The 25,724-nt window shown below is 66.2% G+C and carries 23 protein-coding genes; 9 read left to right on the forward strand and 14 right to left on the reverse strand.

Features of this window, described 5'->3' with window-relative positions; genetic code table 11:
- Window positions 1–56: 56 nt before the first annotated feature.
- The 4 genes from GGR46_RS16625 to GGR46_RS16640 form a co-directional block, all read right to left on the reverse strand.
- Window positions 57–776, reverse strand: coding sequence for a DUF3800 domain-containing protein (locus GGR46_RS16625; RefSeq protein WP_183999149.1), 720 nt, complete (start codon window positions 774–776; stop codon window positions 57–59).
- 239 nt (window positions 777–1,015) lie between these two features.
- A complete protein-coding gene (locus GGR46_RS25930; protein ID WP_184000064.1) occupies window positions 1,016–1,558 on the reverse strand; it encodes a DUF2280 domain-containing protein in 543 nt (180 codons plus the stop codon).
- Window positions 1,559–1,592: 34 nt separating this feature from the next.
- Window positions 1,593–2,177: a hypothetical protein gene (locus GGR46_RS16635; RefSeq protein WP_183999150.1), complete on the reverse strand. Its 585-nt coding sequence runs from the start codon at window positions 2,175–2,177 to the stop codon at window positions 1,593–1,595.
- A gap of 465 nt (window positions 2,178–2,642) precedes the next feature.
- Window positions 2,643–2,846, reverse strand: coding sequence for a helix-turn-helix domain-containing protein (locus GGR46_RS16640; RefSeq protein ID WP_183999151.1), 204 nt, complete (start codon window positions 2,844–2,846; stop codon window positions 2,643–2,645).
- A 113-nt stretch (window positions 2,847–2,959) separates the two neighbouring features.
- Between GGR46_RS16640 and GGR46_RS16645 the strand changes: the two genes are divergently transcribed.
- The 3 genes from GGR46_RS16645 (at window position 2,960) to GGR46_RS25500 (ending at window position 12,420) form a co-directional block, all read left to right on the forward strand.
- Window positions 2,960–3,577 (forward strand): hypothetical protein, encoded by a 618-nt coding sequence (locus GGR46_RS16645; protein WP_183999152.1) that lies wholly within the window; start codon window positions 2,960–2,962, stop codon window positions 3,575–3,577.
- Window positions 3,555–4,688 (forward strand): tyrosine-type recombinase/integrase, encoded by a 1,134-nt coding sequence (locus tag GGR46_RS16650; RefSeq protein WP_183999153.1) that lies wholly within the window; start codon window positions 3,555–3,557, stop codon window positions 4,686–4,688. Before GGR46_RS16645 ends, GGR46_RS16650 begins: the two co-directional genes overlap by 23 nt.
- 514 nt (window positions 4,689–5,202) lie before the next feature.
- A complete protein-coding gene (locus tag GGR46_RS25500) occupies window positions 5,203–12,420 on the forward strand; it encodes an autotransporter outer membrane beta-barrel domain-containing protein (RefSeq protein WP_246426196.1) in 7,218 nt (2,405 codons plus the stop codon).
- Between the two features lie 73 nt (window positions 12,421–12,493).
- On the opposite strand, the gene GGR46_RS25735 is transcribed toward GGR46_RS25500, so the two are convergent.
- The 6 genes from GGR46_RS25735 to GGR46_RS16685 all read right to left on the reverse strand — a co-directional run bounded on the left by GGR46_RS25735 (window position 12,494) and on the right by GGR46_RS16685 (window position 16,868).
- Complete coding sequence (locus GGR46_RS25735; protein ID WP_183999154.1) at window positions 12,494–13,027, reverse strand: RcnB family protein; 534 nt, start codon at window positions 13,025–13,027, stop codon at window positions 12,494–12,496.
- A gap of 66 nt (window positions 13,028–13,093) precedes the next feature.
- Entirely contained in the window at window positions 13,094–14,158 is a 1,065-nt protein-coding gene (rutA, locus tag GGR46_RS16665; RefSeq protein WP_183999155.1) for a pyrimidine utilization protein A, read from the reverse strand.
- Window positions 14,159–14,160: 2 nt separating this feature from the next.
- Window positions 14,161–14,937: a pyrimidine utilization protein D gene (rutD, locus tag GGR46_RS16670; RefSeq protein ID WP_183999156.1), complete on the reverse strand. Its 777-nt coding sequence runs from the start codon at window positions 14,935–14,937 to the stop codon at window positions 14,161–14,163.
- The gene (gene rutC / locus GGR46_RS16675; RefSeq protein ID WP_183999157.1) at window positions 14,937–15,320 is read right to left on the reverse strand and encodes a pyrimidine utilization protein C; all 384 of its coding nucleotides are present in this window, start codon (window positions 15,318–15,320) and stop codon (window positions 14,937–14,939) included. The genes rutD and rutC overlap by 1 nt, the downstream gene beginning before the upstream one ends.
- A 5-nt stretch (window positions 15,321–15,325) precedes the next feature.
- Entirely contained in the window at window positions 15,326–16,054 is a 729-nt protein-coding gene (rutB, locus tag GGR46_RS16680) for a pyrimidine utilization protein B (RefSeq protein ID WP_183999158.1), read from the reverse strand.
- A gap of 316 nt (window positions 16,055–16,370) precedes the next feature.
- Window positions 16,371–16,868: a TlpA family protein disulfide reductase gene (locus GGR46_RS16685; protein WP_343058213.1), complete on the reverse strand. Its 498-nt coding sequence runs from the start codon at window positions 16,866–16,868 to the stop codon at window positions 16,371–16,373.
- 109 nt (window positions 16,869–16,977) lie between these two features.
- Between GGR46_RS16685 and argH the strand changes: the two genes are divergently transcribed.
- Genes argH through GGR46_RS16710 form a run of 5 tightly spaced genes read left to right on the forward strand, consistent with a single transcriptional unit; the run spans window position 16,978 to window position 21,566 of the window.
- Window positions 16,978–18,357, forward strand: a complete 1,380-nt coding sequence (gene argH / locus GGR46_RS16690; RefSeq protein WP_183999160.1) for an argininosuccinate lyase — start codon at window positions 16,978–16,980, stop codon at window positions 18,355–18,357.
- A complete protein-coding gene (locus GGR46_RS16695; RefSeq protein WP_183999161.1) occupies window positions 18,354–18,602 on the forward strand; it encodes a hypothetical protein in 249 nt (82 codons plus the stop codon). The genes argH and GGR46_RS16695 overlap by 4 nt, the downstream gene beginning before the upstream one ends.
- A gap of 21 nt (window positions 18,603–18,623) precedes the next feature.
- Window positions 18,624–19,883 (forward strand): diaminopimelate decarboxylase, encoded by a 1,260-nt coding sequence (gene lysA, locus GGR46_RS16700; RefSeq protein WP_183999162.1) that lies wholly within the window; start codon window positions 18,624–18,626, stop codon window positions 19,881–19,883.
- A 1-nt stretch (window position 19,884) separates the two neighbouring features.
- Entirely contained in the window at window positions 19,885–20,616 is a 732-nt protein-coding gene (locus GGR46_RS16705) for a precorrin-2 dehydrogenase/sirohydrochlorin ferrochelatase family protein (RefSeq protein WP_183999163.1), read from the forward strand.
- Window positions 20,613–21,566: a CorA family divalent cation transporter gene (locus tag GGR46_RS16710; protein WP_183999164.1), complete on the forward strand. Its 954-nt coding sequence runs from the start codon at window positions 20,613–20,615 to the stop codon at window positions 21,564–21,566. The genes GGR46_RS16705 and GGR46_RS16710 overlap by 4 nt, the downstream gene beginning before the upstream one ends.
- 4 nt (window positions 21,567–21,570) lie before the next feature.
- On the opposite strand, the gene GGR46_RS16715 is transcribed toward GGR46_RS16710, so the two are convergent.
- Window positions 21,571–22,125, reverse strand: coding sequence for a response regulator (locus tag GGR46_RS16715; protein ID WP_246426197.1), 555 nt, complete (start codon window positions 22,123–22,125; stop codon window positions 21,571–21,573).
- Between the two features lie 53 nt (window positions 22,126–22,178).
- Complete coding sequence (locus GGR46_RS16720; protein WP_183999166.1) at window positions 22,179–22,715, reverse strand: NADPH-dependent FMN reductase; 537 nt, start codon at window positions 22,713–22,715, stop codon at window positions 22,179–22,181.
- Between the two features lie 107 nt (window positions 22,716–22,822).
- Here GGR46_RS16720 and GGR46_RS16725 point away from each other — a divergent pair, with 107 nt between their 5' ends.
- Window positions 22,823–23,908, forward strand: coding sequence for a CaiB/BaiF CoA transferase family protein (locus GGR46_RS16725; RefSeq protein WP_183999167.1), 1,086 nt, complete (start codon window positions 22,823–22,825; stop codon window positions 23,906–23,908).
- On the opposite strand, the gene GGR46_RS16730 is transcribed toward GGR46_RS16725, so the two are convergent.
- Together GGR46_RS16730 and fliD are read right to left on the reverse strand one after the other, a co-directional pair.
- Window positions 23,905–24,309, reverse strand: a complete 405-nt coding sequence (locus GGR46_RS16730) for a flagellar export chaperone FliS (RefSeq protein ID WP_183999168.1) — start codon at window positions 24,307–24,309, stop codon at window positions 23,905–23,907. The two genes, GGR46_RS16725 and GGR46_RS16730, sit on opposite strands and share 4 nt — an antisense overlap.
- Window positions 24,309–25,712: a flagellar filament capping protein FliD gene (gene fliD, locus GGR46_RS16735; protein ID WP_183999169.1), complete on the reverse strand. Its 1,404-nt coding sequence runs from the start codon at window positions 25,710–25,712 to the stop codon at window positions 24,309–24,311. The genes GGR46_RS16730 and fliD overlap by 1 nt, the downstream gene beginning before the upstream one ends.
- Window positions 25,713–25,724 lie beyond the last annotated feature (12 nt).

A 25,724-nucleotide genomic window follows, 5' to 3' on the forward strand; every position in this document is an offset into this window, starting at 1 on the left:
GTTAGCAGATGCGTGCCAGTCTGATCCGGCGAAGGCTGGGGTAGGTCTGGCACCCTTTATCTAATAATGCCCATGCCTCGCGGGTCTGCAACGTTGGTGATCCGCCGACTGCACGGCTTCAATTCTTCGTACATCGAATCGTACCCCAAAGCCGTTCTGCTGGCGATTGGCCGCTCCATGCGGAGCAACGCGTAGGCGCAGAAATCTGCTAGCTGAATGAAGAATGAGGCCTTGGAATCCTTAAATATTGGATCTTCGACGCAGTTCGATAGTGGGATGCTCTTCATCGCCTTGTTCGTCCCTAGCCAACTTCCAAATCGGCTTGGGATAGGATTGTGAACACGCATCCGCCGGATGCGACGGGTCATTTCCGCTTCTTCGCCTTGATCGAAGAACAGTAAAACGTTTTCTCTTTTCGCCTGCGCCGTGCGGTTCAGTCGGTTCATAAGCCGCTCGAAAGCATACTGCTCATTCGTATTGCAGCTGCTCATGACATTGAAACGCTTGCTGTCCGCGATGAACCGGAGCACCTTACGGAAAATTTCGGCTCTTTCTGGCTTCAGAATCGGATGGTCAGCAATCTGGCCCTTGCCGGCGGCAAACTTCCAAGCGTGAAGCTCTTGGGCGATATAAATCCCATGCTCATCGCGGAGTTGCCGGCGAAAATCTTTCACCTTGTCGAAGGTGTCGGCCCACCGTTCGCCCTTAATAATGAGGGCGGTGTAGATGTAGAATTTACCGTCGTCTTTCGACTCATCGATGTAGGCGAACCACATGACCGCAACATCTGAAACCGGTGCGAAGAGTCAACTAGACAAGTTTGAGCAAGCCGCAGGCGAACTTGACACGGACTATGATCACGGGCGCTTCTAGGAACTCGGTGTGGCGCCAGGGTGCGGAGTTCAAAGCGTTTACTCGTGAGCCGGTGCCGGTCGCAGTCGCCAAGTGATCGTGCCCATGGGCGAGGTCGGCGTCTCCGGCCGACTCTCGCTTGGCAGGCACCGCCGCTTGGATGCTAACATTTACTAACAGGTGGGGTGGGCAATGAGACGTCGATCAACGCCGGTTGCCCATCCGGTCGATTGTGAGGAAGAGCGAGAACCCCTGGCCGAGCGGGGACCAGAACGTAGCTCGGTTGCGGTAGCGGGTTGAATGAACCCCCACCGAGGCCCGAGGGCTCGCAGCGGTGTAGGTACCAGCCCCCGACCTCTTTGGCTGCCTGCTCGAGCAGCTCGGCTGCCATCTTGAAGTTGCCAGACGCTTCGCACCGTTCAAGCATCCGTTGAAGCGAGCGAAGCCGATACGTCCGGGACGCGATCGGCACGCTACGGACATCGGAGAGGAACTTGGCGCGCGCCTCTTCGAAAACCGCCCGCCATTTCTTCGCCATCCGCGCGCCGGCGCGCTTGGTCGGATCATACGCCTCGACAGCCTGGCGCGTGAGCTTGATGCCGAACTCTTTTTCGACGGAGTTGGCGACCTCTGTGGGCGTATCAAAGCACGCAAGCCCGCGGACAATGTGGCCTTGTACGTCTTTGCCGAGCTGTGAGCGAGACATAGCTTTCGTCAATCCTCTGTCAGGAAAATGAGGTTCATCGTCCCATGACGCGCGCAGCAAAGGCCCGACCTTGAGGGGTCAGGTCGGAGGCCGAAAAATCGCCGCCCGTGTTTTCAGGGTCTTTTGAGGGTGTTTTGTGCTCATTCGAGCTGCCCGTTGCCGGGCCATGGGATGGCTTACTTATAAGCGGTGACACGTCGTCAGCAGGAAGATCTTGGGAAACGATGGTTTTGCGTCGGTGCGCAGCGATCTTTGCTGACACGTCGTCAGCAGGGGTTCTCTTACCTGCTGACACGTCATCAGCAGAGACGCGCCTTCTTGCTGACACGTCGTCAGCGCTAGATTTATCCCGCACCCAGTCGCGATACTCGTTCGTCGCGGCGCGCAGGTGGTTTCGGTCGCCACTCGTCACGAACGTCAGACGATATTCGCGCGCCATGCGCTGCTTCCATTTGCCCTCCGTCGAAACGTCAACGAGACCATGCTCCATCAGCTCAGCGATCGCGTTGCCGATTTTGCCGAAGTTCGTCGTATGCAGGCGTTCGGCAAGCTGACGCTGGCTCAGCCCGATCTTGCCATTGTTGTAGCCGTTGAACTCGCGGACGATCTCGACCAGCACCGCGCGCGCCCATATGCTCAGATGGCGGTACGCCAGGCTGTCTATCACGACGTGGGGGATGCCAGCCCAGCCTCCCCCACGAGTGTCGGCACGGTTATCGGCCTTGGGCCTAGCCCTGGCCATCGTCGGCTTCGCAGCGATCGACCACAGGCCAACCCATAGCTGCGCTAAGATCCGCCGCGTATGCCCGCGCCTGCATCGCGGTTGGGAACTCCCGGTCGTGCCCCACTCCACTAGGGGGCGGGATCACAAGCACGTCGATGCCGCAACCGAAGGGCTCAGGCGCGACGAGGATTGAGGGCCACGGCCTAAACATGAAGCTTCTGCCACTGCGCAGCCGGCGAAGCGGCCCCGCTGACCGATTGCTGCTCGAGAGCGGGCGGTGTATGAGTGGTGATGTTCATTGGATTGCTTCCTCTCGAACATGGCCGGGGCGCGGCTCCACCCGCTGCCTCGGCCCCCATTTCAGACATTGGCCGGCACGGCGTTACCGCCGTCAGTGCTGAAGGCTCGCTCGATCGCCGACTTACGATAGTAGATGCGTCGCCCCTTGCGGATCGCCGGGATCTCGCCGGATGCTGTGAGACGATAGATGATGTTGCGGCTTACGCCGGCATATTCAGCAGCGGCTTCGGCGCCGCTGAGCAAGTCTTCTGACAGCTTTTCCATTTTCGTGTATTCCCAAAGATTGACAGCGTTGAACGATATCGTTCAACTATTTGCTACGATTGTCGCCGGTTGGCGTCAAGCATTGAATGATATCGTTCAACGGAGGCACTCAATTGACCTTTTCGCTGCGGTTTTCGGAAGTTGAAGCGATATTCGCGGAGCTGCACGGGGTCGCGTCGGACAAACGCGTCGCCTTCCAAGGCCGAATCAAAGCCCTGCTGCGGCTCGGCTTGCTGCCTGGAATCATGCAAGGGCGCGGCAGAACGGCAGCCTATGGCGCTGGTGACGTCTACATGCTTGGAATCGCGTTGGAGCTGCTGCAACTCGGCCTAACGCCAGAGCGCGCAATCGGCGTCGTGAAAGATGGCATGCTACCGATTGCCAGTGGTGGTCGGCTAGCACTCTCAACGATCAATGAAAAAGACCCGCCGCTTCTCTCATTTCTGTACTTCGATCCGTCCGCACTTGAGATTCTATCGGCCCCCGACGCTCCTGACGCGGCAATCGAGTCGTTCTTTTACGGCGGAACCGGCGTCATCAAGGAGCACATTGAACACTTCGGGCTCAGCCTCTCTAGGCTCGCCCTCATCAACGTTTCCGCTGTGATAAACCGTGTCTACATCTGGCTTCGGCGGACCGGGCGGGAGCTTGCGGTCCCGTTCATCGCTGATTTGAGCGAGTGGCTCGAAAGCTATCCCGAGGATCGCGATGGCGACGATTCGGAAGCGTAGCTGGGTCGCGCCGGACGGTTCCGCAAAGTCAGCCTGGCAGGTCGATTACTCCGACGCTGCGGGCAAGCGCCGGCGCAAGCAATTCGACCGAAAGCGAGACGCGGAGGCGTGGCTTACGCGCGCGGCGTTTGACGTGACGCAGGGCACCCATACCCCCGATTCGCAGTCGATCACGATCGCAAAGGCCGGCGACCATTGGATCGCGAGGGGCCAGCGCGAACAGCTCGAGCCAACGACACTTGCCGCTTATGGCCAGCACCTGCGCCTGCACATCGTCCCGCACTGCGGAGCGCGAAAGCTGTCGCAGCTCACCAAGCCGATGGTCGAGGGATACCGCGACCATTGGGTCGAGACGCTATCGCGCCCTATGGCAGCGCGGGTGCTGAGATCCTTCACCGCGATCGTGGCCGAAGCCCAGCGCCGCGGTCATGTCGCGCAGAACGTCGCACAGGGCGTCAGGATCGCGCGCCAGAAGCGAGACAAGCCCAAGGTTGTCATCCCTTCGAAGGCGCACCTCAAGGCGCTGCTGCGGTCCGCTCAGGCGAGTGCCGAGCCAATGGCGCTGCCGATGGTCATGCTGGCGCTCTATGCTGGTCTGCGTGCGTCCGAGCTTCGCGGGCTCGCTTGGGGTGCTGTCGATCTCAGAGCAGCGACGGTGAGCGTGAACCAGCGCGCGGACGCGGCGGGCACAATCGGCAACCCGAAGAGCGCTGCCGGCCATCGCACCGTGCCTCTGCCGCCCTCCGCGGTGAAGGCACTCAAAGCCTGGAAGCTCGCTTGCCCGCCCACAGAGGCCGGGCTGGTTTTCCCTTCAGTCGGCCGGCGCGAGGGACAGGGCGGCAAGCCGATGCCGCACCGTTACGTGGCGCTCAACATCCTCGCCCCAGTGCTGAAGGAAGCCCAGCTCGAAGGCGCCGGCTACAACCTGCACGATCTTCGCCACGCGGCGGCCTCCCTATGGATTGAGCAGCGCGTCCCGCCCAAGCGGGTTCAGGCATGGATGGGTCACAGCTCAATCCAGGTGACGTTCGACACCTATGGGCATCTTTTCGAAGCGATCGATCAGGATGCGGTTGTGGCCAGCGCGATCGAGGCTGAGTTGGCAAGCTGATTGGCACATGGATGGCACATGACGCCGAGAAAGCCTGTGAGCCCTAGCGTCAGAAACGTTCTCTGACTCCGTCAATTGAGGTTCGAATCCTCACGGGGCATCCAATTCTCCCTTCAGCACCGGAAGTTTGCGCGGGACGCGCCATTCGCATGCCGCTTGGCGTGTCGATCTTCCCACGCCGCACAGAATAGATTCGCCCATGCGCAATAGTCCGCAACGACGCGCAGGGATTCGCGCATTCGAACGCGTGCCGGTGCGCACGATCTCATGGCGAGAATCCTGAACAGGGCGCGCCTGGCTGAGCGAAGTCGTGCAGTTTCGATCCCGACTATTGCTTTCGTCGTAGCCATTTCGTCGCAGGATCACCGGGCATCGTCCGGATCGCCGCTTCCGTCTCCCGGTTATCCAGCTTGATCGCAAAGGGCGGGCTCTCGCGCCGTCCAGCCCCCAACGGAGCCGCCGCTGCGCCGCGTCCGCGCCCGGCCGTCCGAACCAGTAAAGAGGGGCTTATCTCGTGAAATCGATCCACAGCTTGCAGAATCGCACGTCCGCGCGCCGGTTTCAGGGTCGCGCGGGGCTCCTACTCGGCAGTGCCCTGCTGCCGCTCGTCCTGGCCGGTACGGCCCATGCGCAGTCCAGCCCCGAGCTGGTGGTCCTCGAGGAAGGCCAGGCGCCACGCGAAGTGCATCTCGGCGCGGGCAGCGAACGGGTGGTGGTGGATATCGGCCGCGTCAACGCCGATACCGGCAGGCTCGATCTGAGCGGCCTGGTCACCGGCCCCCTCACCAATGCCGGCGGCTACGACTCCGTGTGGCTGCGCGCGACCCGCAATCGAACCGCGAACCTGGTGTTCACCACGCCGCCGAGCGGCATGGGGGAGCAATATGTGAACGCGGATGGCGTACAGTTCCGGGGCGGCACCGTCTACGAAGCCTCGGGCAACGACACCGAATTGCGGCTGGAGAACCGGGGTCGTTCGAGCGGCAATCCTCCGGTCGACCTGGAGTCCGGTCCGCTGGTGCTGGCGGGCGATGGCACGATCTATATCGGTGCGGCGCTCGATGCCGGCAATCAGCATAGCGCGAGCCAGCGGGCCATCCATGTGACGCCGGGCTCCACGCTGCTGGAGCAAGGCGGCAATGGCGACGGGCGGCTCAACATCGTGGTGGGCGCCGATGTCGATGGAATCTCTGCGGGCTACGGCCTGATCTACGCATCCGATGCTGCCGCGCTTCGCCTCGCCGATGGCGCGCGTGTGCGGTTCAAGACCGGAGTCGGTATCGTCGGAGGCCTCGGCGACATCTTCCTCGATCGGAACACCCTCGTCGCCTCGACCGATCCGTCGGTCGGCGGGGTCCAGCTGATCACCAGCCGAGGCCGCGTCTACAACTCGACCAGGATCTGGGTGGGCTCGGAGAATGGCGGATCGACGGCGGGCGGCAGGGGCATCTATCTGGAAGGCGCCAAGCTCTACAACATGCTGACCGAGAACGACACGGGCGATGGCGTGGCCGCAGGCGGCCTGGGCACGGTCCTCGCCAGCGGCAGTGCCGTTGAGGGATATGGCTATATCGAGAATGTCGGCCGGCTCGAATCGGTGGTGGGGCCGACGATCCGGAACACCGGCAGCTTCCTGTTCACCCGCAACGCCATCCACCATTTCAGCCAGGGCGGCGGCGCGCAGGCCGGGGTGATCGTGGGCGGAACGGTGGCAGACCGGCAGATCGCCTATCAGAGCGACAATTTCGTAAGCGATGTGGTGGTCAATTCGGGCACGATCATCGGTGACGTCCTGCTGGGCGAAAACGATGACATGTTCTTCTATACCGAGGCGACCAATGGCGTCACCGGCACTATCGACGGTGGCGACGGGAACGACGTCTATGGCAAGTCATTCAGCGCGAGCGCGACCTATACCGTCAGCAATTCGATCCTGAACCAGGGCAACACCACCGGCTTCGAGCTGCACGGGGTCGAAGCGCGGGGCAAGGATACCGTCGTCACCTTCGCGAGCCCCGAAACGCTCACCAACGGGCTGATGATGATCGGTGACGGCACGGTGGTGAATACCGCCAACATCGACAATCCGAGCGACATCGCCATCTGGATTCGCAGCTTCGATGATTTCCCCACGGGCGGTCGCCTCGTCAACAAGGGCAATGTCGCCGGCTATATCGGCATCTATGGCGATGGCCTTTCCAGCGTCGTCAATGAAGGCCAAGTCCGAGCGAGCGAGGCCTACGCCATATCGATCCTGGCCGGCGGGGAAGAGCGGGGGCCATTCGAGTTCGCGAATTCCGGCCTGATCGAAGGCAGCGCAGCCGGTTATTCGGCCGTGTCGCTGATGTTCTACCGTCCCGGCCCGGACGAGGTGATGGCCAATGCCGTCAATTCGGGCACGATCCGCCATAGCGGCCATGTCCGCTACGCCAATGACGAGGAGAATTACGCGCTCTCGATGACGGCGAACCTCGACAGCGAAAGCGGGGACAATGCCCTGATCCGGCTGACCAACAGCGGTACGATCGAAGCAACGGGCGCAGGGCTTTCCGGCGTGCAGATGAGCGGCCCGCAGACCGAGCTGGTGAACGAGCACATCATCCGCGGCACCAACCTGGGTTCCGGCGCGGTGCGCCTGCAGGCGAGCTATGACCGCTATCTCCCCCTTGTCGCCTCGGGCACCCGTACCAGCGCCACGCTCACCAATCGCGGCACGATCTCCGGCGGCTCGGGCGCGCTCATCGGTGGCGAGACCGGCACCAGACTATCCTATGGCGTGCTGTTCGATTTCTCGGGCTCGACGCTGGGCGGCGATGCGAATCTCGCCAATGCGGGCACGATCGAGGCTGGCGCGGGCGGCGTCGCGGTCGCCGTCAGTGGCGGCTATGAGCGGCAATCGGCCCTCAACCTGATCAATACCGGCACGATCCGCGGCAGCAGCGGCTATGCGCTCGGCGAGGACGAATGGCTGAACAACCTACGCCTTTTCCGTGACGGAGACAGGGCGATCGCCGGGGCGATCCACACCCGCAACTCGGCGGACACGATTACCAATCGCGGCACGATCATCGGCAGCATCGATCTGGGCGACGCGGAAGACACGCTCGCCAATTACGGCACGCTCGACGGCAATGTCGATCTCGGCCGCGACAACGACATCTACATCACCGACGCGGGCGCCACGATCACCGGCATCGTCGATGGCGGTGCCGGCGACGACATGATCCAGGCCGATCTGAACGGCAGCAACGCGCCGAGGCTCAACATGAGCCAGTTCCGCGGCTTCGAGGTGCTGACCAGGCTCGAGGGCCGCACGGGTATCGGCCCGGTCTCGATCTTCGGCACGATCGACCAGCTGTCGCTGCGCCTGCGCGCGATCGCGCTGCGTATCGATGGCGGCGACACGGTCGGTTCGGCTTCGGGCAGCAATGGCTTCACCTTCGACAGCCGCAACGAGGACGGCGTCGAATCGGTGACCAACCACGGCACGATCGTCGGCGGCGTGGCGCTGGGCGGCGGCGACGACACGCTGGTCAACACCGGCACGATCGGCTTCGACGTCGACATGGGCGAGGGCAATGACAATGTCGTCAATGCAGGCACGATCAATGGCAGCCTGAACCTCGGCATCGGCAACGACCGGTACGAGGCGCTGGACGGCGGGCTCGTGACCGGCACGATCGACGGTGGCGACGGTATCGACACCTTCGTCTTCCGGATGAACGGCAATGGCGGCGCCATCCCCGGCGGCTTCACCAATTTCGAGTCGTTCGGCGCCTATGGCCAGGGCACGCTGACTCTCGGCCTCGACCGTGACTATGACACGATCGAGCTGTGGGAAGGCGCCAATCTCACGCTGCGCGACGGCGCGGGCACGGTCGGGCAGATCAGGGGCGACGACACCGCGCAGGCGGTGACGATCGAGGATGCCGATTTCACCGGCGGCGTCTCGCTGGGTGGCGGCGACGACACGCTGTCGCTCAACCTGTCGGGCCCGCTCGCCGGCGCGCTGGACGGCGGCGCGGGCAGGGACACGCTCAACCTGAATCTGACCGGCGCCGCGACGATCAACGACCTGTTCAACTTCGAGATCGTCAACGCGGCAGGCGCCGCGCCGCTGACCCTGACCGGCCATCTCGGCACCGGGCAGCAGGTCAACTTCGATGCCGCCGACAATCATTTCGTGATCGATACCGGCGCGGTGTTCGAAGGCAGCGCCAATGGCGGTGCCGGTACCGACACGCTGGAGATCAACACCGGCGCGGCGAGCAACCGCACGATCGTGGCGGGCCAGCTGACGTCGTTCGAGAAGCTGGTCGCCGGCGGTGCGGGCACGCTCGCGCTCCAGGGCGAAGCCTATCATTTCCAGACCGTACAGGTGGAGGGCGATCTCTCGATCGGCACCGGTGCCACGCTCACGTCGGACGATGGCATTCGTTTCGGCGCAGGCGACAATCGCCTGACGCTGCGCGGCAACGGCAAGATCGGCAGCCCGGTCGATGGCGGCGGCGGCACCAACACGCTCGCCTTCGAGCTCGATGCCAACAACCGGACGCTGAGCAGTGCGGGCAACGTCACCAACTTCCAGCAGCTGGCGACCTCGGGGGCCGGTGCGCTGGTGGTCGATCAGGACGCGACCTACCAGCAGGTGCTGCTCGAGGGCGGCAATCTGGACATTGCGAGGGGTGTGACGCTCACCGCGCCGGTGCATGGAAGCGGGCAGGCCGACAAGCTGACCCTCGACAGCGGCGCGAAGCTGAACGGCTCCGTCGATCTGGGCGGCGGCGATGACACGGTGATCAATGCCGGGACGATCACCGGCGACGTGCTGCTGGGGGACGGCGACGACCGCTACATCGCCCGCTCGGGCGGTCTGGTCACCGGCACGATCGATGGCGGCGCGGGCAACAACAGCTTCATCTTCAACCTGGCCGGCGCGGACGGGCACATTCCGGGGTCGGTGGTCAACTTCAACTCGTTCGGCGCCTATGGGCCGGGCACGCTGACGGTGAACCTCGACCAGGGCCAGACCTATCACAATATCGAGATCCTCGAGAGCGCGAACCTGGTGCTCTCGGGCACCAACGGTTCGGTCGCCAATGTGATCGGCGACGACAGCAGCCAGTCGGTCACCATCGACGGCATGCTGACCGGCGGCGTCTCGCTGGGCGGTGGTGACGACGCGTTGTCGATGCACCTGTCCGGTCTGCTCGAGGGGGCGCTGGATGGCGGGGCAGGCACGGATACGCTCAACCTGATGCTGGACGGTGCTGCGTCGATCGGCGGTATGTACGGTTTCGAGATCGCCAACATCGCCGGCTCTTCGCCGCTGACCCTGACCGGGGATCTGGGCACCAACCAGCAGGTCAATTTCACCGGTACCATCGACAATGAGCTGATCGTCGCGGCGGGGGTGAAGTTCCAGGGCACCGTGAATGGCGGCGCGGGCACCGACACGCTGCGCGTCCAGTCGGGCGCGGCGGACAGCCGCACCGTGGTCGCCTCGCAGATCGTCTCGTTCGAGAAGCTTGTCTCCGAAGGCGCGGGTACGCTGGCGCTCACCGGTGGTGACTACAGCTTCGATGCGGTGGCGGTGCATGGCGGCAATTTCGAGCTGGGCGCGAACACGCATCTGAGCTCGGCAAGCGGCGTGACCTTTGACGGTGCGGACAACCGCTTCACCCTGGGCAGCGGTGCGACCGTGACGGGCGGTGTCGATGGCGGCGCGGGCAACGACACGCTCGTCCTCGTCCAGGCCGACAATAGTGTGCGTCTGTTGAGTTCGTTGCACCAGACCGGCTTCGAGCAGCTCGAGGCATCGGGCGGCATCTCGGGCGAACTGCGGATCGACCAGAATGCCGGCTTCGCCAATGGTGTCGGCATCGACGGCGGTGTACTGAACGTGACCGCGGGCAACACGCTCACGGCCAATGTCGTGGGTGGCGCGAACCGGGACAGCATGGTGGTTGCGGGGCGGATCGAGGGCAGTCTCGATCTGGGTGCGGGCAATGATTATCTGACCATCACGGGCGCCGGGCTGATCACCGGCATGCGCAATGGCGGCGCCGGCACCGATACGCTGATCTTCAACACCACCGGTACCTATGCCGCACCGACCCTGCTCGATCCCAATGCCTATCTCGGCTTCGAGGCGCTCAACGTCGCTGGTGGCGTGATCTCGACCACCGGGACCAGCAGCTGGTCGGCGGTCACGCTGACCGGCGGGCGCCTGATCGGCCAGGCCGGCAGCGTGATCAATGCGAGCAGCGGGATCGAAGTGGGCCGGGGTGCCACCTTCGGATCGGCGGGCACGGTCAACGGCAACATCCTGGTCGGGGGCACGCTCTCGCCGGGCGCATCGCCGGGGACGATGACGGTGAATGGCGACGTGCATTTCCTCACCGGCTCGAACCTGCTGCTCGAAGTTTCGCCGACCGCGAGCGACCTGCTCAACATCGCGGGCAAGCTGGTCATCGCCGATGGCGCCACCATCGACATTACCGGCGCGCTGCACGGCACGCCCGGGGCGCGGCTGGACCTGGTGGTGGCATCGGGCGGCATCTCGGGGCGCTTCACCACGATCAACAAGTCGACCGACATCTTCGGCTTCGTCGTGGCCAGCGGCAACAAGCTGCAGATCCAGAGCGAGTTCCTGAACAGCGACGCCTATCCACTGAACACCCGTGCGAGCATCGCCTATGCCAACGCCACGCTCGGCGCCGGCAAGGGGGTACAGGCCTATACGGCGGCGCTGCCAGTGCTGGTCGATGCGGCGGGCGCGGTGAACCAACGGGCCTTCGCCCAGCTGACGCCCGAAGCCTATGCCTCGGCGCTGCAGCTCGGGATCGAGAACAGCCTGGCGCTCTATGACGGCCTGTCGACCGACAGCGCGGCCAATATCGGGCGCGAAGGGTTCTTCTCGTTCGCCCGCTTCACCGGCGGTACCGCCGACCTGGACGGCAACGCCACCACCGGCGCGGCCAGGGCGCACAGCGCCGGCCAGGGCTTCCAGGGCGGGATCGGCTATGGCTTTGGCCAGGGCCTGCAGCTTGGCGCGTTCTTCGGCGGCGGCGAGCTTCGCCAGACGATTGCTGGGCTGGGTGCGAAGACCGAATGGGATCATCTGTCGGGCGGCATCTTCGCCGATGGCGAGCTATATGGCCTTGGGCTGCACGGCGTGGCCGCGCTGAGCAAGGGCACGGCCGAGACCAAGCGCCACCTGCTAGCCGCGCCGACCGCGGCCAAGTCGAGCTATGACCTGACCAGCTGGCTTGCCGGTGTGGGCGTCGACTACAAGCTGCGGACGGGCAGGCTCTCGGTCATCCCGCGGGTCGACCTGCTCTATGTCGGCACCAGCCGCGAGGGGCTGCGCGAGCAAGGCAATGGCTTCGCGCTCGACGTCGCCAGGCTCAACAAGGACAGCCTGTTCGGCCGCGCCTCGCTGGCCGTATCGGGCAATTTCGATGCCGGCGGTGTTGGTGTGACTCCCTATGCCGAGCTGGGCGTGCAGCAGCGGCTGAACGGCGGCGACGTCATCGCCTGGGGTGGGCTCAAGGACGCGCCGGGCGGCATCGAAGCATATGGCGTCGCCCGCAAGGCGACCACCGGCCGGGTCGCGCTCGGCCTGGGGCTCGACGTCACCCCGGGCGTGCACGTCCAGGGTGGCTATACCGGCGAATTCTCGGGCACCCGCCGCGAGAGCTTCACCGGCGGCGTCTCGATCCGATTCTGAGCACCGCGCTGCGTTCACGCGGTGCCAGAGGGGCGCGGTCCTGGTTTCCTCCCGGACCGCGCCCTTTCGGGTCTCAGTAGAAGGCGCCGTAGATCACATCGACCACGCGGCGCGTGCGGACATTGACCAGCAGCAGGTCCGGTCCGTAGCGCACCCAGCGATACCCACGCGGCGGCGCGCCAAGGCCGAGATCGTACCAGCCGTCATAATAATAGCTGTTCGACAGGAAGAGCAGCGGGAGCAGCCCGCCGATCGACCAGCGCTGGTAGCGGTAGCCGGGCGGATAGCGGAACGGCGGGCGGTGGATCGGCCGGAACTGCGGCGGGCGCCCGATGCCGGGACGGTGCGGCGGGCGTGCGACGGGCGGGCGCGGGTTCGGCGGACGCACCACCGGCGGGCGCGGCGCGGGCGGGCGGACACCCGGCTGGCCCGGATTGGGCCGGCCCGGACCGCCGCCGGGGCCACCGGGACCGCCATGATGGCCGCCGGACGGCGGTCGCTGGCCGGACTGGCCAGGCGGACGATCGCCCGGTCGGTGCTGCTGCGCCTCGGCGATCGCCGGTGCGAGGAGAATCGCCATTGCGGCGAGGGAAGTCAGCTTCTTCATGCTTGCTTCTCCGACTTCGAGAAAATCCCACCCCCGAAACGATCTGCCGCCCGAAAGGCTGCGCGCTCAGCGCCCGGCGCGGCTCTTCATCAGCGGCTGGATGCGCGTACCGAAATTCTCGACCCCTTCCAGGAAGTCGTCGAAGGTCAGCAGCACACCGCCGGTATTGGGCACTTCGGCCATTTCGTCGAGCATCCGCGCGACGCTCTCATAGCTGCCCACCAGCGTGCCCATGTTGATGTTCACCGCACCTTCCGGCGCCGCGAGCTGGCGGACATTGGTGGTCGGGTTGTTCTTGTCGGCCGCGCCCTGGTCGATCAGCCAGCGCACCGCGTCGATGTCGAGCCCGTCGCGGTAGGACTGCCACTTGGCCATCGCCGCCTCGTCGGTCTCGTCGGCGATGACCATGACCAGCACGAACACCTTCACGTCGCGCCCGGTCTTGGCCGTCGCTTCCGCCAGGCGTTCATTGTTGAAGGCGAAGGCGGTCGGCGTGTTGACACCCTTGCCGAGGCAGAAGGCATAGTCCGCCCATTTGGCCGAGAAGGCGAGGCCCTCGTCCGACGAGCCGGCGCAGATGATCTTCATCTCGCCCTGGGGCGTGGGACGGACGAGGCAATCGTCCATCTGGTAATATTCGCCCTTCAGGTCGCTGCGACCGGTCTCCCACAGCTCGCGCAGGATCTGGGCATATTCGTCGAGCATCTGGTAGCGGTTGCGGAAATGCTCGTCGCCTGGCCACAGGCCCATCTGGCTGTACTCGGGGCGCTGCCAGCCGGTGATCAGGTTGAGGCCGAAGCGGCCATGGCTGATCGAATCGATCGTGTTGCACATCCGCGCGGCAAAGGCCGGCGGGATCACCAGCGTCGGGCAAGTGGCGTAGATCTTGATCTTCTCGGTGACCGCGGCGAGGCCGGCCATCAGCGTGAAGCTCTCCAGACCATATTCCCAGAACTCGGTCTTGCCGCCGAACCCGCGCAGCTTGATCATCGAGAGCAGGAAATCGAGGCCGTGCTTCTCGGCCCGCAGCGCGATCTCCTTGTTGAGATCGAAGCTCGGCATGTACTGCGGGGCGTTCTCGCTGATCAGCCAGCCATTGTTGTTGATGGGAACGAAGACGCCGACTTCCATTTTTATTCCCCCAGAAACTCGAGTACCCTGGCTTCGAAGCCCGTTGGATCGGTGACGTTGCAGGCGTGCCCTCCCCAGGGCATGCGGACAAGCTGCGCCCGCGGCATGACTTGCGCAAGCTGCTCCGAGCAGCCCGGTGGCACCAGCGCATCGTCGTCGCTGACGAGCAGCAGCACGGGCGTGGCGAGCGGCGTGGCTTCGAGCCTATCGATCAGGTCGAACTGCAGCGCCTCGAGGATGCGCGCCTCGACCATCTTGGCGGGGAAGCCTGCGACATGGTGCCTCGCCTCTTCCTCCAGCCGCTCGTGATTCTCCGAGATCCAGCGGGGCGGGAACAGGAAGATCGGCTGGGCATCGACATATTTGCCGGGTCCATAGGCGCGCAGCAGCGCCAGCCGGGCATCGAAGCAGCGCCGCGTATAGGGATCGAGCCTGCCCCAGCCATTGACCACCACCAGCTTCTCCACGCGCTCGGGCGCATCGAGCGCAAGGCTCAATCCGCCCATACCGCCGATCGCATGGCCGAGGATCGAGGCCTTCTCGATGCCGAGTTCGTCCATCAGCCGGGCGATATCCTCGCCGATGCTCTCGATCCGCGGCGTGACGGTGCGATCGGAACGGGCGGTGCCGCGGTGATCGTAGAGGATGACCCGGTGCCGCTCGGCCAAGGCGGGCAGGTTGGGCCGCCAGTAATTGCCCGACCCGCCCATGCCGGCGGAGAGGATCAGCGGCGGGCCGCTGCCGTGGTTTTCATAATAGAGCCCAGCCGCCTCGGGCATCAGCCGATATGCGCCACCGAGGCGATCTCGACCAGGCAATCGGGCTTCACCAGATCGGCCTTGATGCAATAGCGCGCCGGCTTGGCGCCGGGGAAATACTCGGCATAGATCTGGTTGAAGACCGGATAGTCGGCGAAGTCCTTGAGGAAGATGTGGTTCATCGCCACGTCCTCGAGGCTGGCGCCGGCCGCCTCGAGCGTGGTCTTGATCACTTCCAGGATGTGCCGCGTCTGCCCGGCGGCGTCGCCGACATGGAGGACGATGCCGCCCTCGCCCAGCGCCAGCACACCCGAGACATAGACGGTGTTGCCCGCCTTGGCGCCGGCCGAATAGGGCGCGATCGGGGTGGGGAACTGGGGCGGGTTGATCGGTTCGAACGGCATCGCGCTTACTCCCGGGGCAATTGGCCGAAGCTGCCGCAGAAGTCGGCGGTGGTGGAGACCCAGCCGAAGAACTTCTCGACATTGTAGACCGTGGCTTCCTGCATCATCGGCGGACCGAGATGATGCGTCGCATCCTCTAGCATCACCCCGAAATATTCGAGGTGGAAGCCGTCGCGCAGCGTGCTCTCGACGCACACGTTCGTCGCGATGCCGACGAAGACGATGTTGCGGATGCCCCGCGCGCGCAGGGTCGAATCGAGCTGCGAGTTGAAGAAGGCGCTGTAGCGGGTCTTGTGCAGGCGGATGTCGCCGGGCTTCGGCGCCAGCGCATCGACCAGCTCGTAATCCCAGGTGCCGCGGGCGAGCAGCTTGCCGCTGAGCTCGGGCCTGGCGCGCATCGTCTTCAGCGCATTGGACTTGTGCCAGTTGGGCGAGCCGGGGCCGCCCGCCTCGACATAATCGGGGTCCCAGCCATTCTGGAGGTAGATGACCGGCATGCCCGCCGCGCGGGCAGTGTCGAGCACCGCGGCGATCTTGTGAATCGTCCCCGCCGATCCGGAGATGTCGAACCCGGCCTGGTCGACATAGCCGCCGGGTGAGGCATAGGCGTTCTGCATGTCGATCACGACGATCGCCGTTTCATCGGCGCTGACCCGGATCGGCTCGGGCCGGGCGGGAAGCGTGACGATGCGCGGGCCGGAAAGGTCGCGGCCTACCGTGGGTTCGCCTGTCATTTCGGGGAGTGTTCCCGAGAATGGCGCGGCGCACAAGTCCTACATCGGATGCCACGCCGACTCGCCAGAGTTCATCCCTGGAGCGGGTTTCGCGGCGCCAAATTTGACACACTTCCCGCAAACGCTGCGTATCTCGCAACTTCCTTGCGCGGGCGGGGTCCTATTTTTCCTACGGTATCAAAGAGCGGTCGGCATTGGTTCCGACCGCGGCAGCCGAGCAGGCGAAATCCTACATTGCAAGGTCGAACTGGCAGAGAGCCACACCGACCATCGTCATCCCCGCTTTCGCGGGGATGACGGTTGGATGTGAGGTGAGCTAGCTCGCCTCCGCGAGCAGCGCCGCCGCCTTGGCACCCGCCCAGTCCATCTCGCCCGAGACGCGCCAGACTTCCTTGCCGGCGGAATCGTAAAGTATGGTGGTGGGCAAATTGGCTTCCATGCCGAGGCTGAATGCCGCGTCGATGTCGGTCCAGGGCTTCAGATGCTTGAAGCCGGCCTTGGCGAAATAGGGATCGACGGATTCGCGTCCCTTGAAGTCCTGGCTCAACGTGATCACCGGCAGCGCATCGCCCTTCTGCCCGGCCAATGCGTCCAGCGTCGGCATCTCGGCGCGGCAGGGGATGCACCAGGTTGCCCAGAGGTTGAGCAGTACCGGCTTGCCCTTGAACGCGGCCAGCGTCGTCTTCTTGCCGTCCGGATCGGTGAAAGGCGTCGAAGGCGCCGCCTCGCCCTTGTGGCTGCGGTCGACCTTGCCCTTGTCGGCGGGCGCTTCCGCCGCCGCAGGGGCACCTGCGGCCGCATTGGCCGCCGGCATAGTTTCGTTTGCTTGGCTTCCGGGCCCGGAGCGCTTATCGCACCCCGCGATCATCAGGGTGCCGAGCAGGAGAAGTGAGATAGCCGAGCGCAAGGACAGCTCCAATGCCATGTGGGGTGGGCGCTTCGCCGAAGGCCCGTCTGCAGTCATGCGCGAGATTAACGCATCCATTCCCTTCGACAAGCGAATGTGGCGCCAGGATCTGCGCGGGAGCCAGGCACATGTGACCATGCTGGGCGCGCAGGGCATCGTCGCGGCCGAGGATGCCGCGGCGATCCATGCCGGCCTGGGCGAGGTCGCGGCGGATTTCGAGGCCGAGGGCGTGCCCGAGGACCTGGCGCTCGAGGATATCCACATGCTCGCCGAATCGCGGCTGGCGCAGAAGATCGGGGCGACCGCGGGGCGGCTCCACACCGCCCGCTCGCGCAACGACCAGGTGGCGACCGATTTCCGCCTCTGGGTGCGCGACGCGATCGACCAGGCCGAGGCGGCGCTGGGTGCGCTGCAGGACGCGCTGCTGGCGCGCGCCGAGGAACATGCCGACAGCGTGATGCCGGGCTTCACGCACCTGCAAGTCGCGCAGCCGGTGACGCTGGGCCATCACCTGATGGCCTATTTCGAGATGATCGGACGCGATCGCTCGCGCTTCACCGATGCCCGGGCGCGGCTCAATCTCTGCCCGCTCGGTTCGGCGGCGCTGGCCGGCACCGGCTTCAACCTCGACCGCGAAGCGACGGCGAAGGCGCTCGGCTTCGACGGGCCGACGCGCAACTCGCTCGATTCGGTTTCCGACCGCGACTTCGCGATCGAATATCTCACCGCGGCGTCGCAGACCGCGCTGCACCTCAGCCGGCTGGCCGAGGAGTTCGTGATCTGGGCGAGCCAGCCCTTCGGTTTCGTCTCGCTGAGCGACCAATGGTCGACCGGCAGCTCGATCATGCCGCAGAAGCGCAATCCCGACGCGGCCGAGCTGGTCCGTGGGCATTCGGGGCGGATCACCGGTGCGCTCGTCAGCCTCATGATCACGATGAAGGGCCTGCCGCTCGCCTATTCGAAGGACATGCAGGACGACAAGCCGCCGGTGTTCGAGGCGCACGACCTGCTCGGCCTGTCGATCGCGGCGATGACCGGCATGGTCGAGAGTGCGACCTTCCGGCTGGAGCGGATGCGCGCGGCGGCCGAGGCGGGCTTCTCCACCGCGACCGACCTGGCCGACTGGCTGGTGCGCGAGGGTGGTATCCCGTTCCGCGAGGCGCATCACATCACTGGGCGCGCGGTGGCGATGGCCGAACAGGCGGGCATCCGTCTCGATCAGCTATCGATCACCCAACTCAAGGAAATCGACTCGCGGATCGACGAGCGCGTATATGGCGTTCTCAGCGTCGACGCTTCGGTGTCGAGCCGTACCAGCTTTGGCGGCACGTCGCCCAAGCGGGTGCGCGAGGCGATCGCGGCGGCGCGCAAGAGCCGTCAGGAGGAAGGGCGATGAAGCGACTGGTGGTGCTGGCATTTGCGTTGATGGGCGGGCTCGCCCTGGCAGGCTGCGGCGCGCGCGAGGGGCTCAAACCCGCGGCGACGGCATCGCTGCCGGCCGCGCCCTATGGTGCGAAAGCGACGCCGTCGCCGAGCGACCTTCTCCAAGCCCCCGTCCAGACGCGTCCGGCACGCAGCGACGACCTCATCCAAAGCTCTGATCAGCGGCGCACCGACACGTTCGACCTGCCGCCGCGCTAAGCTCCTACAGGAAGTCTTTCAGTGTCCCATTTCGAAGTGATCGGCGGCGAACTGCACGCCGAGAATGTTCCGCTCGCGCGCATCGCCGAGCAGGTCGGTACCCCCGTCTATGTCTATTCGACCGAGGCGTTCCGCGAATCCGCCCGCGCCTTTCGCGAGGGGCTGAAGCCGGTCGGCCGGCATCATGTCGCCTTCGCGGTGAAGGCCAATCCGAACCTCGCGGTGCTCCGCCTGCTGGCGAACGAAGGCTATGGCGCCGACGTCGTGTCGGGCGGCGAGCTGTCGCGTGCGCTGGCGGCGGGCATCCCGGCGCATGACGTGGTGTTCTCGGGCGTCGGCAAGACCCGCAAGGAGCTGCACCAGGCGCTCGACGCCGGGATCGGCCAGTTCAACCTCGAGCTCGAGGAAGAGGGCGCCGTCCTCGCCGAGATCGCCCATGCCAAGGGCCTGGTCGCGCCGGCGGCGCTGCGCGTCAATCCGGACGTGGATGCGGGCACGCACGAGAAGATCTCGACCGGCAAGGCCGAGAACAAGTTCGGCCTGCCGATCGACCAGGCGCCGGCGATCTTCGACCGGCTGGCCAAGCTGGAGGGCATCAACCTGCGCGGCGTGGCGGTGCACATCGGCAGCCAGCTGCTCAGCCTCGCCCCGCTCGAGGCCGCGTTCGAGCGCGTCGGCAAGCTGGTCGCCGAGCTGCGTGCGGCCGGCCACACCATCACCCATGTCGACCTGGGCGGCGGCCTGGGCGTCGCCTACAAGCCCGGCGACGTGCCGCCGACCTCGGCCGCGTTCGGCGAGATGGTCGCGCGGGTGACCAGGGACTGGGACGTCGAGCTGATGTTCGAGCCGGGCCGCCACATCTCGGCCAATGCCGGCGTGCTGCTCACCGAAGTGCTGTGGGTGAAGCCGGGCGTTACCAATCCCTGGGTTGTGGTCGACGCGGCGATGAACGACCTGCAGCGCGTGGCGCTGTACGACGCCTATCACGGCTTCGCCTCGGTTACGCCGAGCGGCGAGACGATGGTCGCCAATGTCTGCGGGCCGGTCTGCGAGAGCAGCGACGTGTTCCTCAAGAACCGCGAGATCGACGCGCTGAAGGGCGGCGACCTGGCGGTGCTGCAGAGCGCCGGCGCGTACGGCGCGACCATGGCGAGCACGTACAACAGCCGCGCACTGGTGCCCGAAGTGCTGGTCTCGGGCGACCGGTTCGAGGTCGTCGCGGGGCGGATCACCGCCGAGACGATCATGGGCGAAGAGCAGATCCCGGACTGGCTGAAGTAGGATGACGCTGAACGCCCTGCCGATCTTCGTGAAGCTGGCAGGGCGGCCGGTGATGCTGATCGGCAGCGGCGAGGCGGCGGAGGCCAAGCGCCGGCTGCTCGAGCGTGCCGGCGCGGCGATCGTCGATGAGGCGGCCGAGGCCGCGCTCGCCATCGTCGCGGCCGACGATCCCGAACCCATTGTCGCGCGGCTGCGTGCCCGTGGTGTGCTGGTGAACACCGTCGACCGGCCCGACCTGTGCGACTTCACCCTGCCCGCGATCGTCGAGCGCGATCCGGTGCTGGTGGCGGTTGGCACCGGCGGGGTGTCGGCCGGGCTGGCGGCGGCGATCCGGCAGAAGCTCGAGGCCGAGCTGCCCGCCGATCTGGGCGAGACCGCCAGGGCATTGCAGGCGGCGCGCCCGGAACTGCGCGCGCGTTTCCCCGACATCGCCGATCGCCGCCGCGCGATCGGCGCCGCGCTGGCCGAGGGGCTGGGCGGCGACGTGGTCGGGCGGATCGGCGAGCCCGAGGCGGCCCGGCTGGCGCGCTTCGTCCTGACCAGTGCCGATCCGGACGATCTCACCCTGCGCCAGGCGCGGGCGCTTGCGCAGGCCGAGCGCGTGTACCATTTTCCCGGCGTGCCGACCGCCCTGTTAGACCGCGCCCGGGCCGATGCCCCGCGCATCGCCTGCACCGCTCCCCCCGAGGCGCCTGGGCCCGGCCTTTCGGTCTGGCTGGAGATCGGCGCGTGAGCGGCTTCGCCTATATCGTCCGGGACGGGAAGGTGGAGCAGCCGATCCTCAAGGAAGCGCTGGGCAAGAATGCCCCGCTGAGCTGGATTCACCTCAACACCAATGACGAGCGCGCCCAGCTCTGGCTGAGCGGCGAGGCCAAGCTGCCCCAGCCGGTGATCGAGGCGCTGACCGCGATGGAGACGCGCCCGCGCTGCGACCTGTTCGGGCCGGCGGCGCTGATCAACCTGCGCGGCATGTCGTCCGAGACGCTCGACAGCTCCGATCCGCTCGCCTCGATCCGCATGTACGCGCATGGCGGCTGCGTCTTCTCGGTCTCGCGCAAGCAACTCAACGCGGTCCAGCCGGTGCGCAAGCAGGTCGAGAACGGCAAGATCCTCGATCCGGGCGACCTGATCGCCGCGATCGCCCAGGCGATCACCGAGGAGCTCGACCCGATGGTCGCCGAGCTGGGCGATTCGCTCGACGATTGCGAGGAGCAGATCTCGCGCCACCGCGCCTTCGACCTGCGCCGGCTGGTCAACGAGACGCGGGTCAAGGCGATCGGGCTCAGGCGCTTCCTCTATCCGCAGCGCGCGGCGCTGGAGAAGCTGGCCGGGCTGCCGGTAGAATGGCTGGCCGAGGACGACCGGCTCCACCTCGCTGCCGCCGCCGACCGCGCCGCGCGCATGGCCGAGGAGCTGGAGAGCATCCGCGAGCGGGCCGCGCTCACCCACGAGACGCTGACCGACCTGCGTTCCGAGCTGATCGACCAGCGCTCGCTGATGATCGCGGTGGTGGCGATGGTGTTCCTGCCGCTGACCTTCATCACCGGCCTGCTCGGCATGAATGTGGCCGGCATCCCCTTTGCGCACGAGCCCTGGGCCTTTGCCGGGGTGGTGGCCCTGTGCGTGGTGATGGCGGTGGCGATCGCCGGCTATTTCCTCGGCCGGCACTGGTTCGAGCGCTAGCCGCTCAGCGGCGGAAGCGGTCCAGTTCGGCGCGGGTGGCGGCGAGGTCGCTGCGCGCCTCGCCCAGCTCGATCGCCCGGGCGGCGATGCGTGCGTCGAGCGCCAGGTTGGAGCGCTTGAGCTCCTCCATCCGGTCGGCACGCGCCAGCACCCGCTCGATCCGGGCGGCGAGCTCCTCGAATTCATAGGGCCGCTCGAGATAATCGTCGGCGCCGGCCTGCAGCGCCTCGATCGCGCCGCGCGGGTCGGTCTGGCTGGTGACCATGATCACCGGCAGATCGGTGGTGTCGCGCGTGCCGCGGATTTCCTGGAGCACGTGGAGGCCCGAGACTTCGGGCATCACCCGGTCGACCAGGACGAGATCGAAGCCGCGGGCGGAAACCAGCTCGAGTGCCTGGGATCCGCCATCGGCGAGCACGACGAGATAGCCGAGCTGGCCGAGGCGATGGGCGAGGACGTGCAGGTTCGTCCGGCTGTCGTCGACGGCCAGGATGGTACGCGTGGCGCGCCGGCGACTACCGATGCCTTCCTGTGCCGAAGCCTCGTCCATGGCCGGCATTCTACGCCTGCAACAATCACGAAACAGTTAAGTGGCGGGCAACCCTGCTTGGATCAGCGTCCCAGGAAGTTGAAGATCTGCCCCACCATCACGTCCATCGGGCCGTTGCACTTGTCGAGGGCGTCGCCGGGTTCGATCGTGTTGATCGCCAGGCCCATCGGGGTCGGCCAGCCGCGCAGGGCATGGGTAATGGTGCGCAGCGCCTGCAGGGTCGAGACCGCTGCCTGCCAGCCGGCGGCGGTGGCGATCAGGCCGACGGGCAGCCCGTCGAAATAGGGGCGCTCGTCCTTGCTCAGCGCCTCGACATAGTCGAGCGCGGTCTTGACCAGGCCCGAGAGCGTGCCGTGATAGCCGGGCGAGCCGACGATCACCGCATCGGCCGAGCGCAGCGCCTCCAGATAGCGCATCACCGCCGGATTCCCCTCGACATTGCCCGGCTCGTAGTGCGGGAAGGCGATCGCCTCGCCGGTGAGCAGCGTGGTGCGGGCACCGCGCGCCTCGGCCTTGGCGAGCGTCGCCGCGAGCAGGCGTCCGGTGGCGGATTCGGGGCGCAGGGTGCCGCCCAGCGCGACGATGTGAGGTGCCGACATGCGGTTGCGCTAACCCAAAGCTCGGGCGAGCGCCAGAGTGCGCGCTGCCGTGGACCTGGGGTGCAAGCTGCGGCTATGCATGGGTGAAACGCCCAAGGGGGACCCAAATGGTTGCAGCAACGCACGGTCCCCTGGCGGGCCTGCGCATCATCGAACTCGACATGCCGGGCAGCGTGCTGTTCGCCGGCATGCTGCTCGCCGATCTCGGCTGCGACGTGATCCGGATCCGCCGGCCCGGCAGCGAAGGCAGTGCCTTGGCGGCGGCGCTCTATCGCGGCCGCTCGGAAGTGTCGCTCGACCTCAGCCAGGCGGCAGGGCGCGAGCAGGCCTTGTCGCTGATCGCCGAGGCGGACGGCGTGATCGAGGGCTATCGGCCGGGCGTGGCGGAGCAGGTCGGGCTCGATCCCGCGCGCTGCCTCGCGCTCAATCCCCGGCTGGTCTATGCGCGCACCAGCGGCTGGGGCCGCGAGGGGCCGCTCGCCGGCACGCCGGGCAACGACATCAACCATCTCGCGCTATCGGGCGCGCTCCACGCGATCGGCCCGGCCGCCGCGCCGGTGCCGCCGCTCAACCTGATCGGCGAATATGCCGGTGGATCGCTGTTCCTCGCGCTCGGCCTGGTCTCCGCCATCCTCGCCGCCCAGGCGACCGGACGCGGCCAAGTGATCGAGGCGGCGCAGGTGGACGGCACCGCATCGATGATGTCGCTCTATTACGCGCTCCACGCTTCGGGCCGCTGGTCCGATGTACGGGCCGCCAACATGGTCGATGGCGGGGCGCCCTATTATCGCTGCTATGCCTGTGCCGATGGCCGCCATGTCGCGGTGGGGGCGCTCGATCCCCAGGCCTTCCGTGCGCTCTGCACCGGGCTCGGCATCGCGGCGGAGAAGTTCGACCAGTTCGACCGCAGCTGCTGGCCGGCGCTGACCGAAGAGTTCGCCGCCGCCTTCGCCTCACGCGGGCGCGACGAATGGGCGGCGCTGTTCGAAGGCGGGGAAGGGTGCGTGTCGCCGGTGCTCTCGCTCACCGAGGCGCCGCTCCACCCGCACAATCGTGCGCGCGGCACCTTCGCGGCATCGGGCGGTGCGATGCAGCCGATGCCGGCGCCGCGCTTCTCCGCGACTCCGGCTGGAATCCTGCCCGCGGCGGAGGAAAGCGTGGCCGAGGTGCTGGCCCGCTGGGGCGCCAGCTAGGCCAGCGTCGCCTTGAGGCTGTTCCAGGCGCGGGCAATTTCGTCCAGGCTGTTGGCCGCCTCGCGGAACGGCGCGGGATCGGTGCCGGTCGCGGCCTGCAGGACCTCGCCGCGCAGCCCGTGATAGAAAGTGGCGAGCGTCCTGGCGACCTCGCCGCCCTTGTCGAAATCGAGCCCGGCCTCGAGCGCGAACAGGATGGCGGTGGCGCGGGCGACGCGTTCGCCGCGGACGGAATAGTTTCGGCGCTCGACTGCCCAGGCGGCGGTACGCAGCGCGGCGATGCCCTCTTCGTAGAGCAGCCCGACCAGCGCGTGCGGATCGCCACCGGCGGTCCGGCCGACGATGTCGATCTGGCGATAGGTATCCGCGGGATTGGCGGCCAGGGCCGAGGCGTAGCGCATCAGTCCTTCGCGTTCCAGGCGTCGATCTGCTGCTGCAGGAAGGTCTGGGTCGACTTGTAGGCGGCGACCTTGGCGTCCATCGCGGCGAATTGCTGGGTCATGCGATCGCGCAGCTTCTCGGTATCCGAGGCGATCTTGGTCTTCTGGTCGGCCAGGTCTTCCTGCGCCTTGCTGTACTTGTCGGCGCTGGCGCCCAGGCCGCTCTTGGTGCTGGTCGCGATATCCGAGATGCCGGAAAGGGCCTTGGTCAGCCCCGCGCTCTCGGCGAAGATCTTCTCGACGTCGTTGGGATAGTCGGTGAGCACCTTGGACAGCCGCGCGCTGTCGAGGCTCAGCGTGCCGTCGCGATTGGTCTTCACGCCGAGATCGGCGAGCTTGGACGGGGAATCGACGGCGGCACCGGGAACCAGGTCGCTCAGCGTCAGCCGCTTGAGCTGCTGGAGCAGCTGCTTGGCTGCGGGATCGGACTTGAGTGGGCCGTTGACCGGATCGGTCGCCGTCTGCACCGCCTTGAACACTTGGTTGTAGGTCTCGACGAAGTTCGACACCGCCTGGCTAAGCGCGGTGCTCGGCGAGCTGGCGCCGATGGTCACCTTGGTGCCGACCGAGGCGGAGACCAGGTCGATCCGCGCGCCGGGGATCATCGTGGTGATGCTGTTGGTCGGGTATTTCGCCTCGACGCCGTCGATCGCGACCCGGGCGTCCTGCGCGGTTGCGCTGATCGTCGAGCCGGTGGCGCCGGGGCCGACATCGAGCTGGGAAAGGCCGTCGGTGCCGCTGAGCGTGAAGGCCTGGGAGGAGCCGGTCGCGCTCTTGAGCACCAGCCGCGCGCCGGTCGAATCGCTCAGGATCGTGGCGGTGACGCCGGCCTTCTTGGCGTTGATCGCGGCGGCGACGTCGGACAGCGTGGCATTGGCGGGCACGTCGATCTCGACCGGCGTGCCGCCGCCCTGGGTGAAGCCGGTCATCGCGCCGCTGCTCACCGTCGCGGTGCCGAAGCTCAGGGTGAGCTTGCCTCCGCCGACCACGCTGCTGCTGCCGCCGCTGAATGCCTGCGAGCTGGAAACCTGGCCCTGGGCGAGCTGGCGGACTTCCATCGTCGCGTTCAACCCGGCGAGGTCGGCGCCGGAAAGCCGGGTGACGTTGACGATACCGGTGTTCGAGCTGGTCGGCTGGGTGGCGAGCGAGCCCGAGCTGGTGAGCGAGGCGAGCGCCGCAGCGAAGTCGCTGATGTTTCCCTTGATCGTGCTGACCGAGGAGATCTGCGCGGTGAGCGCATCGTTCTTGGTGGTGATCGCCTGGTTCTTGTTGGCGAAGCTGTTCTCGACAAGCGAGGTGACCAGCGCGGTGACATCGATCCCCGATCCGGTGCCCAGCGTCTTCGCGATCGATTCGACGGCCATTTCGTCCCCCTG

The sequence above is a fragment of the Sphingomonas kyeonggiensis genome, from assembly GCF_014196745.1.
In the GTDB taxonomy this organism is placed as follows: Bacteria; Pseudomonadota; Alphaproteobacteria; order Sphingomonadales; family Sphingomonadaceae; genus Sphingomonas; species Sphingomonas kyeonggiensis.

Excerpts from the sequence above, each read along its gene's own strand:
- GGR46_RS16625 (WP_183999149.1), bottom strand. The coding sequence starts at position 776 with ATGTGGTTCGCCTACATCGATGAGTCGAAAGACGACGGTAAATTCTAC.
- GGR46_RS25930 (WP_184000064.1), bottom strand. The coding sequence starts at position 1,558 with ATGTCTCGCTCACAGCTCGGCAAAGACGTACAAGGCCACATTGTCCGC.
- GGR46_RS16640 (WP_183999151.1), bottom strand. The coding sequence starts at position 2,846 with ATGGAAAAGCTGTCAGAAGACTTGCTCAGCGGCGCCGAAGCCGCTGCT.
- GGR46_RS16650 (WP_183999153.1), top strand. The coding sequence starts at position 3,555 with ATGGCGACGATTCGGAAGCGTAGCTGGGTCGCGCCGGACGGTTCCGCA.
- GGR46_RS25735 (WP_183999154.1), bottom strand. The coding sequence starts at position 13,027 with ATGAAGAAGCTGACTTCCCTCGCCGCAATGGCGATTCTCCTCGCACCG.
- rutA (WP_183999155.1), bottom strand. The coding sequence starts at position 14,158 with ATGGAAGTCGGCGTCTTCGTTCCCATCAACAACAATGGCTGGCTGATC.
- rutD (WP_183999156.1), bottom strand. The coding sequence starts at position 14,937 with ATGCCCGAGGCGGCTGGGCTCTATTATGAAAACCACGGCAGCGGCCCG.
- rutC (WP_183999157.1), bottom strand. The coding sequence starts at position 15,320 with ATGCCGTTCGAACCGATCAACCCGCCCCAGTTCCCCACCCCGATCGCG.
- rutB (WP_183999158.1), bottom strand. The coding sequence starts at position 16,054 with ATGACAGGCGAACCCACGGTAGGCCGCGACCTTTCCGGCCCGCGCATC.
- GGR46_RS16685 (WP_343058213.1), bottom strand. The coding sequence starts at position 16,868 with ATGCCGGCGGCCAATGCGGCCGCAGGTGCCCCTGCGGCGGCGGAAGCG.
- argH (WP_183999160.1), top strand. The coding sequence starts at position 16,978 with ATGTGGGGTGGGCGCTTCGCCGAAGGCCCGTCTGCAGTCATGCGCGAG.
- GGR46_RS16695 (WP_183999161.1), top strand. The coding sequence starts at position 18,354 with ATGAAGCGACTGGTGGTGCTGGCATTTGCGTTGATGGGCGGGCTCGCC.
- GGR46_RS16705 (WP_183999163.1), top strand. The coding sequence starts at position 19,885 with ATGACGCTGAACGCCCTGCCGATCTTCGTGAAGCTGGCAGGGCGGCCG.
- GGR46_RS16715 (WP_246426197.1), bottom strand. The coding sequence starts at position 22,125 with ATGCCGGCCATGGACGAGGCTTCGGCACAGGAAGGCATCGGTAGTCGC.
- GGR46_RS16720 (WP_183999166.1), bottom strand. The coding sequence starts at position 22,715 with ATGTCGGCACCTCACATCGTCGCGCTGGGCGGCACCCTGCGCCCCGAA.
- GGR46_RS16725 (WP_183999167.1), top strand. The coding sequence starts at position 22,823 with ATGGTTGCAGCAACGCACGGTCCCCTGGCGGGCCTGCGCATCATCGAA.
- GGR46_RS16730 (WP_183999168.1), bottom strand. The coding sequence starts at position 24,309 with ATGCGCTACGCCTCGGCCCTGGCCGCCAATCCCGCGGATACCTATCGC.
- fliD (WP_183999169.1), bottom strand. The coding sequence starts at position 25,712 with ATGGCCGTCGAATCGATCGCGAAGACGCTGGGCACCGGATCGGGGATC.